This window comes from Massilimicrobiota sp. An80 (assembly GCF_002159255.1).
In the GTDB taxonomy this organism is placed as follows: domain Bacteria; phylum Bacillota_I; class Bacilli_A; order Erysipelotrichales; family Coprobacillaceae; genus Allocoprobacillus; species Allocoprobacillus merdigallinarum.
This window is the reverse complement of record NZ_NFHI01000048.1, coordinates 1-16,535: the sequence shown is the minus strand read 5'-3', so window position 1 is coordinate 16,535 and position 16,535 is coordinate 1. Positions and strand designations below refer to the sequence as shown.

Below are 16,535 nucleotides of genomic sequence, written 5' to 3'. Positions count from 1 at the left end.
ATTAATTCAAGATATTCCTAAATAATATTCTGTTTTTTCTAAGAAAAACCGAACTTGTTTTTAAGTTCGTCTTTTTTTGTGCTTTTACTTACGATTGGGTCAAATTATTTTTCACACTTATCACTCTCCGTATAACTAACAGTATATATGATTATTGGTCTTATGAAAATATCCAGTTTTGTATTTTTTTATATATCCAGATTGAGTATAATAATATCAAGGAGATGAAAAATATGTTAACTTATTCGTTTAAAGAACAGGATATACCTGTATGAATATTTATATCAATGCATTAAAAATGATATTATTCATCAAAAACTCAAACCTCATGAAAAATTACCTTCTAAACGTGCTTTTGCGAAAAATCAAAATGTCAGTCTTATTACTGTAGAGAATGCCTATCATCAGCTTCTAATTGAAGGGTATATTTATTCTAAAGAAAGAAAAGGATATTTTGTAAGTGAACTTCATTATCCCCATTATATAAAAAATCATTCTTCTGTTATGACAAAACCAAAACAAACTCATTATCGTATAGATTTAAAATCAAATTCTGTATCTTCTTTGCATTTTCCATTTTCTACATGGTCTAAAATGACACGTCAAGTCCTTTCATCTCAATCACAAGAATTGCTTTCACGTTCTCCACATCAAGGTTGCGAATCTTTAAGACGCGCTATCTGTTCACATCTTTATGCCTTTTGTGGAATGAATATTTCTCCTGATCAGGTGATTATTGGAGCTGGAAGTGAATATCTTTATAATTTAGTAATTCAATTACTAGGAAGAGATCAGATATATGCCTTAGAAAATCCAGGTCATCACAGTATTTCCCAAGTCTATCACATCAATCATGTCAATTATCATTACATTCCCTTAGATCAACAAGGCATTGATATAAAGGCACTAAGAGAAAGTCAGGCACAAATCGTGCATATCTCTCCTGCTCATCATTTCCCAACAGGTATCACAATGCCCATACAAAGACGTTTAGAATTACTTCAATGGGCAGAAGAATCCCATCGTTATATTATTGAAGATGATTATGATAGTGAATTTCGTATGCGAGGAAAACCACTTTCCCCACTCTTTCAAATTGATCAAAATGAACATGTGATTTATATGAATACATTTTCTAAAACACTAGCCCCTTCATTTCGTATTAGTTATATGATTTTACCACCTCATCTCGTTCAAATTTTCCAACAAAAATTAGGTTTCTATACATGTAGTGTATCAAGCTTTGAACAGATTATTCTTGCCGAGTTTATCCAAAACCATCACTTTGAAAAACACATTAATCGTATGCGTAACTACTATAAATCCATCCGTGATGAATTTCTTCTCCAACTTTCACAAAGTCCTCTCTTTTCCCAAATTACAATTACTGAAGAAAACTCAGGCTTACATTTTCTACTTCATTTCTCTTTGCCATATAGCGATGAATTTATTTTAAAACGTGCTCAAGATTTAGGAATCAACATGAGCATGCTTTCCCAATTTTATGACCAACCTTTTGATTCACATACAATCGTGATTAACTATTCTGGACTTTCAATTGAAGATATTCCGTTAGCCGTTCAATTACTATGTCAGTTATTAATGGAATAAGAAAACTGCTTTATATCATCTGATATTTGCTTGGATGGCAGCAACGTCTTTCTATATTTGCATACTACTGCAACAGATATTTGTGCCTGTTCTTTGATTTCCATATTCCCATAGCAGAAGTATAACATAAGCTTCCGCTTTTTTTTACCTTAACCAACCGTCTAAAACCCGTGGGATTGCAGTAGCCTCATTTCAAAAGTTTTTCATACAGTTCATGATGTTTAGCATCTTCTCCATCTTGATGCTTACTTTTTGAATTTATATTTACCTTTTCCATGACCAAATACTGGCTCTATAATATCTTTCTGTACTAAATTGGAAAGAAGCTTAGAGGCACCAGATTGCTTCAAATCAATGACCTTCATGACTGCACTTCTACCAAATACTTCATCATACCCGAATTTCTCAAATAATCTACGAACATGATTTGCCGTTTTAACGGATAAATCTTTTTCTTTTACTAAAAGTGTACTTTCAATATCCACTTTTGTATCTTGAATGTCCACTTCTGTGCTTCCAATGTCCACTTTTTTAGTATTTAAAAATCCACTTATATGCATATCTCGGTTATGTAGTTCATTTTTCTCATTTAAAAGCAGATTTCTGAGAAAAATTTCAAGGTATTCCGTTGTTTCATGAATTCCTTTTTGCAAATTGGTATAATTCGCACGGACTAGTGCATTTCTAAAATACCAGGCATTTTCGGCAAAGATATCATTAGTTGCAGAAAAACCAAGTGTTCTAAGATATTTAATAAAAAATACCGCTGTTGTCCTTGTGTTACCTTCACCAAAAATATGAATCTGCCATAGTCTTGAAACAAATATCGCAAGATGATGGATGATTTCATCCATTGATAGACCTCTATAACTAAAGCTTTTTTCCTGTGAAAAGTCATATTCAAGTGTTGCCCTAAGCTCTGAAGCACTACCATATATCACAGTTTTACCGTCAAGTACCCACTCTTTCTTAGTTATATTGTAATTTCTAATCTTCCCAGCATGACTATATATTCCCTGAAAGAGTTTGCGATGGATGGAAATATATTCATTAGGCGAAAATGAAAACGCAGTTTCAGAAAGTATCTCGGCAATTCGAGAAGATACCTTATCTGCTTCTTCTGTGCGTTCTTCATTTGACAGATGTACAGGTTTTTCCTTATAATAACTTTCAATAAGATTTTGTGCTTCCTTAATTGTGATTTTACCCTCGATGTTTTGGAGAGCAGTATCAATCAAATACTTTGAAGGCTTCAAACCATCCACAGCCTGAAGTCCGATGGCAGTACTCCAAGCATAACTTTTATCAACTTTTTCTGGTTCTGATTCTTTCAAATACTCTTTAAATGGATCTCTTTTCATGTTTACCACCTCATATTTTCTTTTTTTATTTTAAATCATTATCTGTTTATTCATAGGTATTAAAATAACCAAAAGTCAAAAAAGTTTCTGTATACCTAACATATGGTTTTCTTGTAACAAGACCACAAACTACTTCACCAAAAGCTTCACTTTTATTCGAACTTAGCAATACTATTTTAAGTTTACAAAAAATAGATATTTGGACTAGGAAAATCTTGTTTCCCTTTATAAGTTGTTATCTGATTCAACAAACGATTCTCCAATACCAAAAAATCTTTCAAAAAATAATTTTAGCTTATCAATAACATTTTGCTTTTTAATAGATCTATTGCTATTACCAAAACGAGATACTGGTGGCATAAGCTTGTCAATATCAGTTCCAATCGTCTTAATTTCGCCGTCTCTAAATGCATTTTCAATAAATTTCCTTGTTTCTACTTCTTTAAGCTTTTCTTCCTCAATTATCTTTAAAAGTTCCTCTTCACGCATTTTAGCTACATAATCATGCCATTCTGCCATCACATCTTGAACATCATTAATTCCAGCAATAAAAGTTTCTATAAGTGCTTTTTTACTACGTAGTTCAGGACTCGCATCAATAGCCTTAGTAATTGTAATCAGAACTTCTTTATCTTCACCATGACTATCATGATACTTTTTAACAAGCATCAAAATATAATCAATATTAATTTCTATTTGTTTAATAAGTTCAACTTCAAATACGATATCATCAATAATATTCTTACTTTCACCTTTTTTATTTTTTTCATACCACTCATCACGCAAATCCTGATATCTACCCAGATAATCCTGTAAGTCACGTTCACTGATCATTTCTTTACCAGCAAATTCATCAAATGTTGACAAAAGATTTCTCATACGTAGAATTGCTCCAAAAAGAGAAATAAAATCCTTTTGCTTTTGTTCACCTATAATTTGTGAATCAGTCAATGGAAAATCAGATAATAATTCAGTCATCATATCCACATAGCCAGGATATACTTTTCCCTCGACACTCTCATAACCATAATAATAGTCATTAAATCCTTTAAGAAGAACAATTCCACCAGCATTCTTATCCCCAAATAGTGATATAGCAGTATCAACACGTTTTTGAAGATTTCTAAAACATACAATATTTCCAAATGTCTTAATGGAATTAAGAATACGATTTGTTCTAGAAAATGCCTGAATTAATCCATGCATTTTTAAGTTCTTATCTACCCACAAAGTATTAAGCGTTGTTGCATCAAAACCAGTAAGAAACATATTAACAACAATCAAAAGATCAAGTTCCTTATTCTTCATTCTAAGTGAAACATCTTTATAATAATTCTGGAATTTATCACCATCGGTAGAATAATTCGTATGAAACATTTCATTATAATCATTGATAGCATCTTCAAGAAAATCCCTTGAGGATTGATCAAGTAAAGATGTATCTTCTGAATTTTCTTCGTCAAGAATACCATTTGTATCATCTTGAACTTCAGCTTCATTTGCCCCATAACTAAAGATAGTTGCTATACGTAATTTCTTTGTTGGATCTTCTTCCATCTGTTTTTTAAATTCATGATAATATAATTTAGCCATAGGTACTGAAGCAACTGCAAAAATAGAATTAAATCCATTAATACGCTGTTTCTGTTTAATTTCTTCTACTGCACCATTTTTACCAGATGCAACTTCAGAAATATTCATAAGTGAATTATAAATATATGTTTTATCACCTCGATATGTCTTTCTATCAAAATTATCAAGAATATACTTCGTAACAAGTTTGATTCTTTCTGGGGCCATCATTGCTTTTTCACGGTCAATATCCCATACTTTTTCATCATCAATATCTTCATTCATATCCATTGTTTTTATATAATCAACCCTAAAAGGAAGGACATTCTTATCATTGATTGCATCAACAATGGTATATGCATGCAATTGATCACCAAATGTTTGTTCTGTTGTAAAAAACTGTGCTTTTTTCACGCTTCCTGTGTTTAAAGGAAATATTGGTGTTCCTGTAAATCCAAACAAATGATATTTCTTAAAACTTTTGACAATAGCAGCATGCATATCACCAAATTGACTTCTATGACATTCATCAAAAATAATCACAACATGTTGATTATAAACATCATGTTCTTTATTCTTTTTAATAAAAGTCGCCAATTTTTGAATGGTTGTAATAATAATATGCGCATTTTTGTCTTCTAACTGCCTTTTTAATACTGCAGTTGATGTATTACTATTCGCTGCACCTTTTTCAAAACGATCGTACTCTTTCATTGTTTGATAATCTAGATCTTTACGGTCTACAACAAATAACACTTTATCAATATATGATAGTTGGGATGCCAATCTTGCAGTCTTAAAGGAAGTAAGAGTCTTACCTGATCCTGTCGTATGCCATATATATCCTCCACCTGCTACATCTCCATATTTTTTATAATTATTAGCAATTTCAATACGATTTAAAATGCGTTCAGTCGCTGTTATCTGATAAGGACGCATAACCATCAGCATATTTTCTGATGTAAATATACAATACTTTGTTAAGATATTAAGTATTGTATGTTTTGCAAAAAACGTTCTTGTAAAATCAATCAAATCAGAAATCACATGATTATTAGAATCAGCCCAAAAGCTTGTAAATTCAAAACTATTACTTGTTTTACCTTTTCTTGCAGTAGCAGGAGATTTAATGTCTTTAATAGCATTAAATCTCGTACTGTTAGAATAATATTTTGTATTTGTACCATTAGAAATAACAAATATCTGAATATATTCAAACAACCCACATCCTGCCCAAAACGAATCTCTTTGATATCTATCTATTTGATGAAATGCCTCTCTAATCGCAACACCTCTGCGCTTTAATTCAACATGAACAAGAGGAAAACCATTAACTAATATAGTTACATCATATCTATTATTATATTTAGCACCATCATCTTTCCCAACTTCATATTGGTTAATAACTTGTAAAAAGTTATTATGAATGTTCTTCCTATCAATAATAGTGATGTTTTTCGTACTTCCATCATCACGTTTTAAAACTTGCACATTATCTTCTTGTATTTTACGTGTTTTTTCAACAATTCCTTCATTTTGATTTGCGATAGAATTCTTAAAAAATCTATCCCATTCGTCATCTGAAAAATGGTAATCATTAAGCTTTTCTAATTGTACGCGAAGGTTTAAAATTAAATCTTTTTCAGAATGAATATTTAAATATTCATATCCCTGTTCTGTGAGCATACGAATGAATTCTTTTTCTAAATTTGCTTCAGACTGATAATAATCAGAGCGCTTTTTTACAGGCTCATATTCTGTAACTACAGTATTTTCTGTTGTCTGAGCAACAATATTAAAGTATGGCATATCTTCGCCTCCTTACTTTTATATTTCCTTAAATGTTAATAGCTTATCTCTATAATATTCATATTGTTTCTGTCTTGATTCAATTTCAGCAGGAAGACCAGAAGCAATGTCATTACATAATGTATCAAATCTATCAAGAATAGAAACGATCCTTTCTTGTTCTTCTATGGCAGGTAACATTATTTCTATGTTTTCTAATTTGCTTGGTGTTACCTCAATAACTTTTGTTCCATGTGCCAAACGTCTCTTTTGATTAAAAAACATAGATGAATGAAAGAAATATGATAAATATTTTGGATTCTGATTATGATGAATTATTGCTGTATGTCCACTAATTGCAACATCTTCATCACCTAACCACGCTGTACATGAGCATACGTCTTCAATATTCTCACTTGTTACTGCCATAATAATATCACCAGGTTGTGCAATTTTTGACTTTTTAAACACCTCATCATTCACATATGTCAATGTTTTATCTGCATATATACCAAAGTGCGTATACATTTGACCATAGTGAATACATGGTTTTCCACTTTCTACAAAATTTTTCTTTTGAAAATTACCTCCACGTGTAATTGTTGCAATATCGCAAAGCTTAACAGGAGCATAGCCAAATACATACTGAATAAGTCTAATTATTGCTTGTCTGTCTGTCTGTCTGTCTGTCTGTCTGTCTGTCTGTCTGTCTGTCTGTCTGTCTGTCTGTCTGTCTGATTATGCCGCCGGTTTCAGCAAATGTCAACAACATATCTCGATAATATTCATATTGTTTTTTACGTGCTTCTATTTCAGCAGGTAGCCCAATATTCAAGTCAGAACAAATGGCATCAAAATTGTCAAGAGTATCAACAATCTGTTTCTGCTTTTGTAAAGATGGAAGAATTAATTTCACATTATTTAATTTTGTTTGTGTTAAACTTGGGACTCCTCCTGCAGTATTAAGATTCTCTAAGTGCTCTTTTTGCAATAAATAATATAAATATTTTGGAATAACTACTTTTTCATCTATTTGAGTATAAAAGATAGTGTCTACATTCCAAAATGGTGTTTCAACATAATAGAGATTACTCAATGATCCCTTTCTAGGTATTAAAACCGATGGCTTATCATAGCAATATTCATCAACATAAGTCATTATACCACCTGAACCATAGACTGGATAAACTCCATTACTTAGATGTTTATAATCTTTACCATTTTTTATATTTGCTATATCAGAAAGCACTACATGTTTTATATTTTTATCCTCTTTTATATTTAATAATTCATCTCGATAATACTCATATTGTTTCTTCCTAGCTGTAAGTTCTGCTGTAAGTTCTGCTGTAAGTTCTGTGAAATTGTCCAATATACGGACAATTTGACGTTGTACCTCTAAAGGAGGTACAACTATTTTTAATGATTTAAAATCTTTCCCCGTTAATTTAGGTATATTTCCATGTATCAATGATGTTACATCTATCGTCTGAAGATAATGATATAAATAGCGCAACATCACTCCCTGTTTTTCTTCAATGATATGAGCGTGATTGTTTACCCAAATCTTACCCTTTGCCCATGTTACAACTGGTGTTCCTGATTTTGTAATTACACTCCCGTCCTCACCAACTAAAACAAAAGTACCATCAAAAATATAATCTTCTACATAATCCTGAACCCCATTTGCACCATAATAAGGATATTCACCAACCACACGCATTGATTTTGTTATTGGTTTGCGTTTTTTATCAAGTAAATTACAGCAATCGTCAAGGCACCTTATTTCTACTCCATTAGGAGATAATTCCTCTAATAATCTTTCTAATTTGCTCATTATTTTCAACCTCCTTTCTTCTTTAAAATTTTATTACTTTTTTAAGTTTTTCTATAAGTTTCTCTTTTTCTATTTCTTCATACAGTTGTTTTATATTTTGTATTGAGGGAAATAATCCTTTATTTGCAAGTTCCTTACATGCTTTTTCTACATAATCGTATTCTAAAGCATTGTATCCTCTATCAACATTATCTTTGTTTTGTTTATCAAATGACTTAATTAATATTTGCTGTCTATGAAATTGTTGAATCATATTTACATATGCCTCAATAAAATCAGCACATTTACTGTATTTCTTATTATAAACAAATCTAAATTCCTGAGCATCCTTTTTTAAGTTTTCACAATCTGTTAAAAACATTGCCTTTTTTGAATGGTCTAAAGGTGTTTGCATAATATCTGCTAACATATAGAAAGTAGATGAATTTGTTATGTAGCTGAATACAACATCTATAGACGTTGGATTTAATTTATCCAAGAAAAATATATTGCTTTTATAAAGATTCCACATATCCATTAATTCAAGATACAATCTTAATCTTCTGTCAAATAAGTTTTGTTTCTTTGTTTTTATATTTTGATACACATTTATTCCTATTGCTATAATTGACAAAATTATTGTTGTAACGCTTAAAATAATATCCCACATAATTAACCCTCAATCTCTGCAATAATCTTATCTATCTCATCACGAAGTATTTGCTCACGTTCTACAATCCTTTTTATTTCTTCATTAAGCTTAACTATATCAATTTTTTCTCTTGTATCCTCAGCTTCAACATATGTAGAAACAGAAAGATTATAGTCATTATTAGCTATTTCTTCATAACTTGCTAGATGTGTTACATGTTTAATATCTTCTCGTTTTGTAAACATATCAACAATATGATCTATGTTTTCTGGTGTTAGCTTATTATTGTTTGTGACTTTAATACATTCTTTTGTTGCATCAATAAATAATATTTTGTTATCTTTTTTATTTTTCTTCATAACCATGATACATGTCGCAATAGAAGTTCCAAAGAATAAATTACTAGGTAATTGGATAATACAATCAATATAGTTATTATCTACTAAATACTTGCGAATCTTCTTTTCGGCACCACCACGATACATAATACCGGGAAAACATACAATTGCAGCTGTTCCGTTAGGTGCAAGCCATGAAAGACTATGCATGATAAAAGCAAGGTCTGCCTTGCTCTTTGGTGCTAATACACCTGCTGGCGCAAAACGTGGGTCATTAATAAGTAACGGATTATCACTACCTGCCCATTTAATGGAATATGGTGGATTTGATACAATCAATTCAAATGGTTCATCATCCCAATGTGCTGGTGATATCAGCGTATCTTCGCAGGCAATATTAAACTTATCAAATTCAATATCATGTAAAAACATATTGATTCGACAAAGATTGTATGTCGTAATATTAATTTCCTGTCCATAAAAACCATTACGAATCTTATCTCTGCCTAATACTTTTTCTGCTTTCAAAAGTAATGATCCAGATCCACAAGCCGGATCATAAACTTTATTTATTTCAGTTTTATCCACTGTTCCTAATCTTGTAAGAAGCTCTGATACATCTGCAGGAGTAAAGAATTCTCCTCCTGATTTACCAGCATTTGATGCATACATCATCATTAAATATTCATAAGCATCTCCAAATGCATCAATATCATGATTCTTAACATTTCCAAGATTCATATCTGCAATACCATCAAGCAGTTTATAAAGTTTTTCATTTCTTTTAGCTACAGTTGACCCTAATTTATTACTATTGACATCAAAATCATCAAATAATCCTGCAAAATCTGATTCTGATTCACTCCCTTTTGCTGATTCTTCAATATGTCTAAAGACTTTTTCTAGTGTTTCATTAAGATTTTCATCATTTTGTGCTTTTTTTCTAACATTACAAAAAAGTTCAGAAGGTAATATAAAGAATCCTTTTTCCTCAACAAGTCCTTCTCTTGCTTCTTCAGCTTCCTCATCACTCATATTTGCATAATCAAATTCTATATTACCTGCTTCAATTTCTCCTTCATTGATATAATTTGTAATATTTTCTGATATGTAGCGATAAAACATGGTACCTAAAACATAATTTTTAAAATCCCATCCATCTACTGCTCCACGAAGTTCATCTGCAATTGCCCATATGGCACGATGCAACTCATCTCTTTCCTGTTCTTTTTTATTATCTAAAGCCATGTATCATTCATCCTTTCCTTTCTGAACCCATTCATTTTCCAATTCATTAAAATCAATATGATTCACTTCACAAAATTCCTTTAATTTTTTCATTGCTAATAGATTTGGTCTAACCTTACCATTCTCCCATCTATTAATCGTTGAAAAAGAAACTGCCAATTCCCTTGCAAATGCCTCTTGTGATAAAAAACATTTTTGACGTATTTTCTTTATTTCATCTGAATAGGTCATCTCATACTTCCTCCTCGTAACTTCATATCTTTTAATGATATAGCATTATTATAGCATTTACTTAACAACTAATAAAATATTATTTTTTCATCTTAATAATCAAATATCATAAGCAAAATATCAAATATATCTTTAAATTGCTTTAGATAATTAAAAAAGTAGGTTATATTTCTAAATAAAATGATGTCAATATCATTTAAAAACAACCCTATAACCTACAGTTGCATTATCTTCCTGATAAAACTATAGTGTGACAGATGCGGATGTGAAACGGAAATGGACGGATACATATTAAGTGAAATAGCGGAGGCCGATGGAGATGATGAACTGTCATGCATCTGCATAAAATGTGGAAAAGGAACAATGCACTAGGTCAAAAAATAATATATCTGGTTACTTTTTAATTTGCTTATTATAAATATTTACTTTAAGCATTTATTAACCAAACAAAACCAAATTCCTATAATATGAAAAAGATGCTTTCTACACTACATAGAAAACATCTCAATATATTATAAAAAATTTATTTTCATACACAAAATACATGTCTTATGGAAGGGAAAGTCAAGATATATGAAATAAATGATTTTTATGCTTTAAAAAAGTTACGTCAGGATATGATCTGTCCCCTTCACTTTTTAAGGCTTTTTATTTTTTCTGTGGAAACTTTGCATTAGGATAAATACGTTCCATTCTTTCATTTGGATAATGCTGATCTAGAAATTCTTCTACAGGATTTTGCGCATTGATTTGTCCATTCTGTCTTTCTGAATATCTTTGAATAGCTAATCCTGATATGATAATATTGATTGTCATAAAAACAATAAAACACCATGAAAGAATTGTTCCTGTTTTTTTGGGGATTTTTTCAATGAAGTCTGATAATTTTGGATAAATGATTTTAATCCAAATCACAGCTACAATTCCCCAGAAGAAACAGAATAATAAATTAATACGTCCTCCTAAGTTAAAAGGAAGATGACTGTAATCCCAAAAGACTGTTCCAAAAACTAATTCTGTAAAAACACTACATGCATATTCATAAGCTCCACCTACAACCGTTCCAAACAAGAAAATAAAACGGTCACTTTTATAACGATACTGATATAACAGTAAAGTTAATAAAGCACAGCCAATTCCCCAAACAATAGAAAAAGGACCATAAATCACACTACTACGACTCATCCATATGCCTGTTGTATAATGACACCATAATGTTTCAACAATATCTCCTAAAAATGCACCAATAAGAAATAACCATAATAATTTATAAAAAGAACATCCTTTTGCAAATATAGTTGTTTTTTCAACTTTTGGCTCATTTAAAATTTCTTTTTTATCAAGATTTGGAAATGCATTCACAAAATGTTTAAGTGTCCATTCAGATATTCTCATGCCTAAACGATCTGCCGTTCTTTGCATGTTTTCTGATACCTCTTTAATGACACCTTTTTTCACACGTGAACGTGTACTTAAAATACCTGTGATTGTTCCAACAAAATCTACTGCCATAACAACACCCATAATAATCAAGAGAATCTCTCCAACGGATGAAGGGATCAAATGAACAGCGTTTAAAAGTGTTGGCTCAATAAATTCAACACAGATGATAGCCATCAACCCCCAAAGAATTGTATAAGGCATGTGCACATAACTACCGAATTGGAATCTCTTTCTTGAATAATCCCACCATTTATGGTGAAAAATTTTCTGTAAGAAAAAACCTGTCATATATACAACAAAGGAAGAAATAATTGCCCCTCCTAAGAACATAAAAAACCATTGATCATGAAGTTCATGTAATAAAATAAAAAACAAAACCCCACAAATACCATAGGATGGGCAATATGGTCCATATAAAAATCCAACATCAACAAACTTCTTACGACGATATGCCGCAAGAATAGTTCCTATGACCCAACCGACAAAAGAATAAACAAAAAATATCCATAATTGATCATAAATTAACTTTTCCATCATTTCCCTCCAACATAGTCTATATGATACTATCATAGATATATGAATAATACATGAAGAAAAAAGAAAAAAATCAGAAAGATTTCTGATTTTCATCCCATTGTTTCACAACTCGACATGGATTTCCATAAGCAAGACTATGTGGTGGTATATCTTTGGTCACTACACTTCCTGCCCCAATGACACAATCATCACCAATCGTGACTCCTGGCATGACGGAAACATGAGCGCCAAACCAGACATTACTTCCCACACGAATAGGCAAGGCAATTTCTAATCCCTGATTACGTTTTTGATAGTCTAGAGGATGATTCGCTGTATAAAAACCACAATATGGACCTACAAAAACATAATCACCTATTGTGATACTTCCACCATCCATAAAATAACAAGAGCTATTAATAAAAACATTCTCTCCTAATTGAATACGACTTCCATAATCACACATAAATGGACTTATAATTTCCAGATTTTCTGGATAATAACCTAATAACTGTGTCAAGATGTCTTTTCTTTTTTCAACATCCCCAGGTCTTGTATGATCTAAATCAAAGCATAGATCTTTAGCTTTTATGCGCATTTCTAATAATTGAGCATCATTATTGGCATCATACCATTCTCCACGTTCCATCTTTTCTAATTCACTACTCATGATATTCTCCTTTTCAATCATTTCTTAATCTTCAATCATTTTAATGGCTTCACTGATAGATGATACGATATGTGTTGCTTTTTCCTGAACAATTTGTGGTGAATCATGAAATGTAAATGAACAATCAGCACTTTCTAACATAGGAATATCATTATAAGAATCTCCTATGCCATAGACCATATCCAAATGCAATAATTCTTTCAATTTCTTGACTGCTTCTCCTTTAGAACATCCTCTTTTAACAATATCTATATATTCTTTATTTTGAAAAGCAATAATTTCTTTATAAGTTTCATTTAAGTTATGTGTCCACTGTTTGGCCTGTTGTTCATGAACAGCATTGATTGATAATCCAAAAATATGTTCATCTCCAATACAATCAATAGACTCTACATATGTTTGAGCTATTGGAATTTTTGAATCTTTCATTAATGTATAAATACGAAAATCAGCCTGAATAGAAACTTCAGCTTTTTGATGATATTGTTGATAAATAGCTTTCATAATCTCTTTAGATATTGTCTGTTCATATAAGACATGACATTCTTTATCTAAAATGCAGGCGCCACTGCTTACAATATAAAAATCTGGTTGAATACAATCTTTGATATAATGTTGTACACCTATCAATGGTCTACCTGTACATAATCCAAATAAATGATGTTTTTGAAAATGAACAATAGCTTGTTGATCATTTTCTTTAATACCATCTTCAAAATATAATGTTCCATCAAAATCACTGGCTAATGCTTTCATTGTTGACTCCTTTTAAATAATGATCTATCATTTGTAATTCTTCTATCTTAATGCAATGAGGAATTTGTTTATGTAAAACCAATTGTTGGCATTTGGCAAGTGGCATCCATTGAACTTCTTCCACTTCTTCTTTTTGCAAGACAAAATCGCCATCATACCATAAGACATAAACATGCGAAACTTGTACATTATGAAATGGTTTTTCATGAAATACATTGTGGCTATTGCTGTAACTTGTACCAATATAATGTAATTCACCCTTTGTCGCCTCGACTCCCAGTTCCTCTTTTAATTCACGTAATGCCGAAGTTTCAAAGTCACTTCCTGCTGGAATATGACCAGCACTTGAAATATCATAACATCCTGGATAAGAATCTTTATTGAGGCTACGTTTCTGTAAGAGAATTTCGACATCCTGCTTTTTTCTTAATAACCAGACATGGCTAGTGCGATGACGAATGCCATGACGATGTGCATATTCTCTTTCTACAATTTCTCCCGTTGGATTTCCCACTTCATCTACGATATCTAAATATTCCATCAACTCATCACCTCTTTCTATTCTACTACATTTTACATTTTAAATGAAAGATAAAACTCTTAAAACCCATATCCAAAATGTTAAAGAAAAACCACTGAGTAATGTTGTTAACATGACAACATTACTACTTAAAACACCAGCATGTCCCATATTCTTTGCCATGACATAACATGTCACTGTTGATGCAGAACCTAGCATAACCAAAATAGCTATTAACTGTTCCTGACGAAAACCTAAGATGATAGCAAGTGGTAAAAACAGGAAACAGAATCCAAACAATTTAAAGAAAGATGCTAAAAAGGCAGGTTTTATCTGACTGATAGCTTTATCCAAACGAAAAGAAGCACCCATCGCTATCAAACCTAATGGTGTAGCCATATTGGCAACATAGGATACACTTTTTGAAAGAATGGTCGGCATTGGTAAAGAACATAAAGACCATAAAAATCCAACTGCAATCCCAATAATAATCGGATTCTTTAATATTCCTAGACATGTCTTCTTCAATAAATCACGATTAACTCCATCCCCATGAGGCTGATAGAAAGACAGGATAATCATAGCAAATATATTATATAAAGGTACACTTCCTATAATCATTAGTGGTCCCATTGTAGAACTTCCATATATGTTTTGAATTAAAGCGACTCCCAGCAAGGCTGCACTACTGCGATACGTTGCCTGAATAAATTCACCTTGAATACTTTTATCTTTTAAAAATTTTGATATTATCATCGCAATCAAAATACTTATAAGTGTCACAACAAAACAAAAAGCAACAAAAGAAAAATTCCATACTTCTAAAAAATCAACTGTCGCCAAATCTTGAAACAAAAGAACTGGCAAAGGAAGCATAAAGACAAAACGATTTAATTGAGAAGCAAATTCTTCACTCATCCACCCTAACTTTCTTAAAAGCATTCCTAAAACCATCATCAAGAAAACTGGAACTGTCGCATTGAAACTAAATAATAAACTATCCATGTTTAAACCTCATCAGGAAATAATATTTTTAAAATACGTTCTAAGCCCTGATTTTCAATAGCACAACAAACCAGATCTGCTTTTTGTTTTAATGCTTCAACAGCATTCCCCATCGCAACACCAACTTCACAATATTCAATCATTTCCATATCATTCAATCCATCCCCAAAAGCATATGTCTGTTGACGACTCACATGATAATAATCTAAAACTTTTTGAATGCCGACAGCTTTAGAAATCGTTGGTGAAAAGAATTCAAAAGCATTTTCACTGCCATGTTCATCATGGTGAATAACACTGCCAAATTTATCCTGGATATAATTTTCTATCTTCGCTTTATCTTTATTTAAAACATTAGCTTCTATCTTGATTGTTCTTTTTAAAACCTCATCTTTATCAAAATCCAATTGGAACATTTCTTTCATACCAGCCTGAGAAAAGAAATCATAAAGTTCATGATAGCTAGGATCAATATAAATCGCATCAGCTGTTTCTAACATATAGTCACATCGCAGGTCTTCTAGCATCTGAACAGTTTTCACACATAGTTTGTAATCCATTCTATCTTCATAAATAGATTGCCCATCAATTTCAACATATCCACCATTGGCCAATATATATCCATCAAATCCTACATTTAATAAATACTGATTGATCATAGCTTTAGGTCTACCACTAGATATAAATATTTTATGTCCCTGCTCTTGAATTCTTTTTAATTGGTAAAGAGCCCCTTGTGGTATGTCAGGAATACCTCTAGCAGTATCCAATAATGTTCCATCAACATCAAAAAATAATATTTTTGATTGCATGATTCCACCCCCATAACTGATATCTATTATATAAGTTTTTGATTGATTTTGCTTTCTTTTTTCAAGAATGGAAATAGAAAAAGGGGCTGTAACGAAATAACTTTTTAAAGAGTTGATTTTGTTTCAGCTCTTTTCTTTTTCTGTTTTTAGGCAATAAAAAAACATCTTTTCTCTTCTTCTGATTTCAAGATGTAAT

Annotated in this window: 14 protein-coding genes; 1 reads left to right on the top strand and 13 read right to left on the bottom strand. The window is 31.4% G+C overall.

The window, feature by feature from the left end; all coding sequences use genetic code 11:
• Positions 1-243 precede the first annotated feature (243 nt).
• Entirely contained in the window at positions 244-1,611 is a 1,368-nt protein-coding gene (gene pdxR / locus B5G32_RS11285; RefSeq protein WP_343286436.1) for a MocR-like pyridoxine biosynthesis transcription factor PdxR, read from the top strand.
• Between the two features lie 245 nt (positions 1,612-1,856).
• Here pdxR and B5G32_RS11275 read toward each other — a convergent pair whose 3' ends face one another.
• The 13 genes from B5G32_RS11275 to B5G32_RS11215 all read right to left on the bottom strand — a co-directional run bounded on the left by B5G32_RS11275 (position 1,857) and on the right by B5G32_RS11215 (position 16,339).
• Positions 1,857-2,972: a Fic family protein gene (locus B5G32_RS11275; protein ID WP_087936720.1), complete on the bottom strand. Its 1,116-nt coding sequence runs from the start codon at positions 2,970-2,972 to the stop codon at positions 1,857-1,859.
• A 225-nt stretch (positions 2,973-3,197) separates the two neighbouring features.
• On the bottom strand, positions 3,198-6,353 hold the full coding sequence (locus tag B5G32_RS11270) for a type I restriction endonuclease subunit R (RefSeq protein WP_087936719.1): 3,156 nt from the start codon (positions 6,351-6,353) through the stop codon (positions 3,198-3,200).
• 18 nt (positions 6,354-6,371) lie between these two features.
• Positions 6,372-6,932 carry a restriction endonuclease subunit S gene (locus tag B5G32_RS11265; protein WP_239386243.1) on the bottom strand — a complete coding sequence of 187 codons (561 nt, stop codon included), beginning with the start codon at positions 6,930-6,932 and terminating at the stop codon, positions 6,372-6,374.
• Positions 6,933-6,987: 55 nt separating this feature from the next.
• Positions 6,988-8,169 carry a restriction endonuclease subunit S gene (locus tag B5G32_RS11260; RefSeq protein WP_087936717.1) on the bottom strand — a complete coding sequence of 394 codons (1,182 nt, stop codon included), beginning with the start codon at positions 8,167-8,169 and terminating at the stop codon, positions 6,988-6,990.
• A 22-nt stretch (positions 8,170-8,191) separates the two neighbouring features.
• Positions 8,192-8,818 (bottom strand): hypothetical protein, encoded by a 627-nt coding sequence (locus tag B5G32_RS11255; protein WP_087936716.1) that lies wholly within the window; start codon positions 8,816-8,818, stop codon positions 8,192-8,194.
• A gap of 2 nt (positions 8,819-8,820) precedes the next feature.
• On the bottom strand, positions 8,821-10,386 hold the full coding sequence (locus B5G32_RS11250) for a type I restriction-modification system subunit M (protein WP_087936715.1): 1,566 nt from the start codon (positions 10,384-10,386) through the stop codon (positions 8,821-8,823).
• 3 nt (positions 10,387-10,389) lie between these two features.
• A complete protein-coding gene (locus B5G32_RS11245; protein WP_087936714.1) occupies positions 10,390-10,617 on the bottom strand; it encodes a helix-turn-helix domain-containing protein in 228 nt (75 codons plus the stop codon).
• A gap of 648 nt (positions 10,618-11,265) precedes the next feature.
• On the bottom strand, positions 11,266-12,594 hold the full coding sequence (locus B5G32_RS11240) for a putative ABC transporter permease (RefSeq protein ID WP_087936713.1): 1,329 nt from the start codon (positions 12,592-12,594) through the stop codon (positions 11,266-11,268).
• A 73-nt stretch (positions 12,595-12,667) separates the two neighbouring features.
• Positions 12,668-13,246, bottom strand: coding sequence for a sugar O-acetyltransferase (locus B5G32_RS11235; RefSeq protein ID WP_087298232.1), 579 nt, complete (start codon positions 13,244-13,246; stop codon positions 12,668-12,670).
• Between the two features lie 24 nt (positions 13,247-13,270).
• Positions 13,271-14,002 (bottom strand): HAD family hydrolase, encoded by a 732-nt coding sequence (locus B5G32_RS11230; protein ID WP_087936712.1) that lies wholly within the window; start codon positions 14,000-14,002, stop codon positions 13,271-13,273.
• The gene (locus B5G32_RS11225; protein ID WP_087936711.1) at positions 13,983-14,543 is read right to left on the bottom strand and encodes an NUDIX hydrolase; all 561 of its coding nucleotides are present in this window, start codon (positions 14,541-14,543) and stop codon (positions 13,983-13,985) included. Before B5G32_RS11225 ends, B5G32_RS11230 begins: the two co-directional genes overlap by 20 nt.
• Positions 14,544-14,582: 39 nt before the next feature.
• Positions 14,583-15,527, bottom strand: coding sequence for an AEC family transporter (locus tag B5G32_RS11220; RefSeq protein ID WP_087936710.1), 945 nt, complete (start codon positions 15,525-15,527; stop codon positions 14,583-14,585).
• 2 nt (positions 15,528-15,529) lie between these two features.
• Complete coding sequence (locus B5G32_RS11215; protein WP_087936709.1) at positions 15,530-16,339, bottom strand: HAD family hydrolase; 810 nt, start codon at positions 16,337-16,339, stop codon at positions 15,530-15,532.
• Positions 16,340-16,535 lie beyond the last annotated feature (196 nt).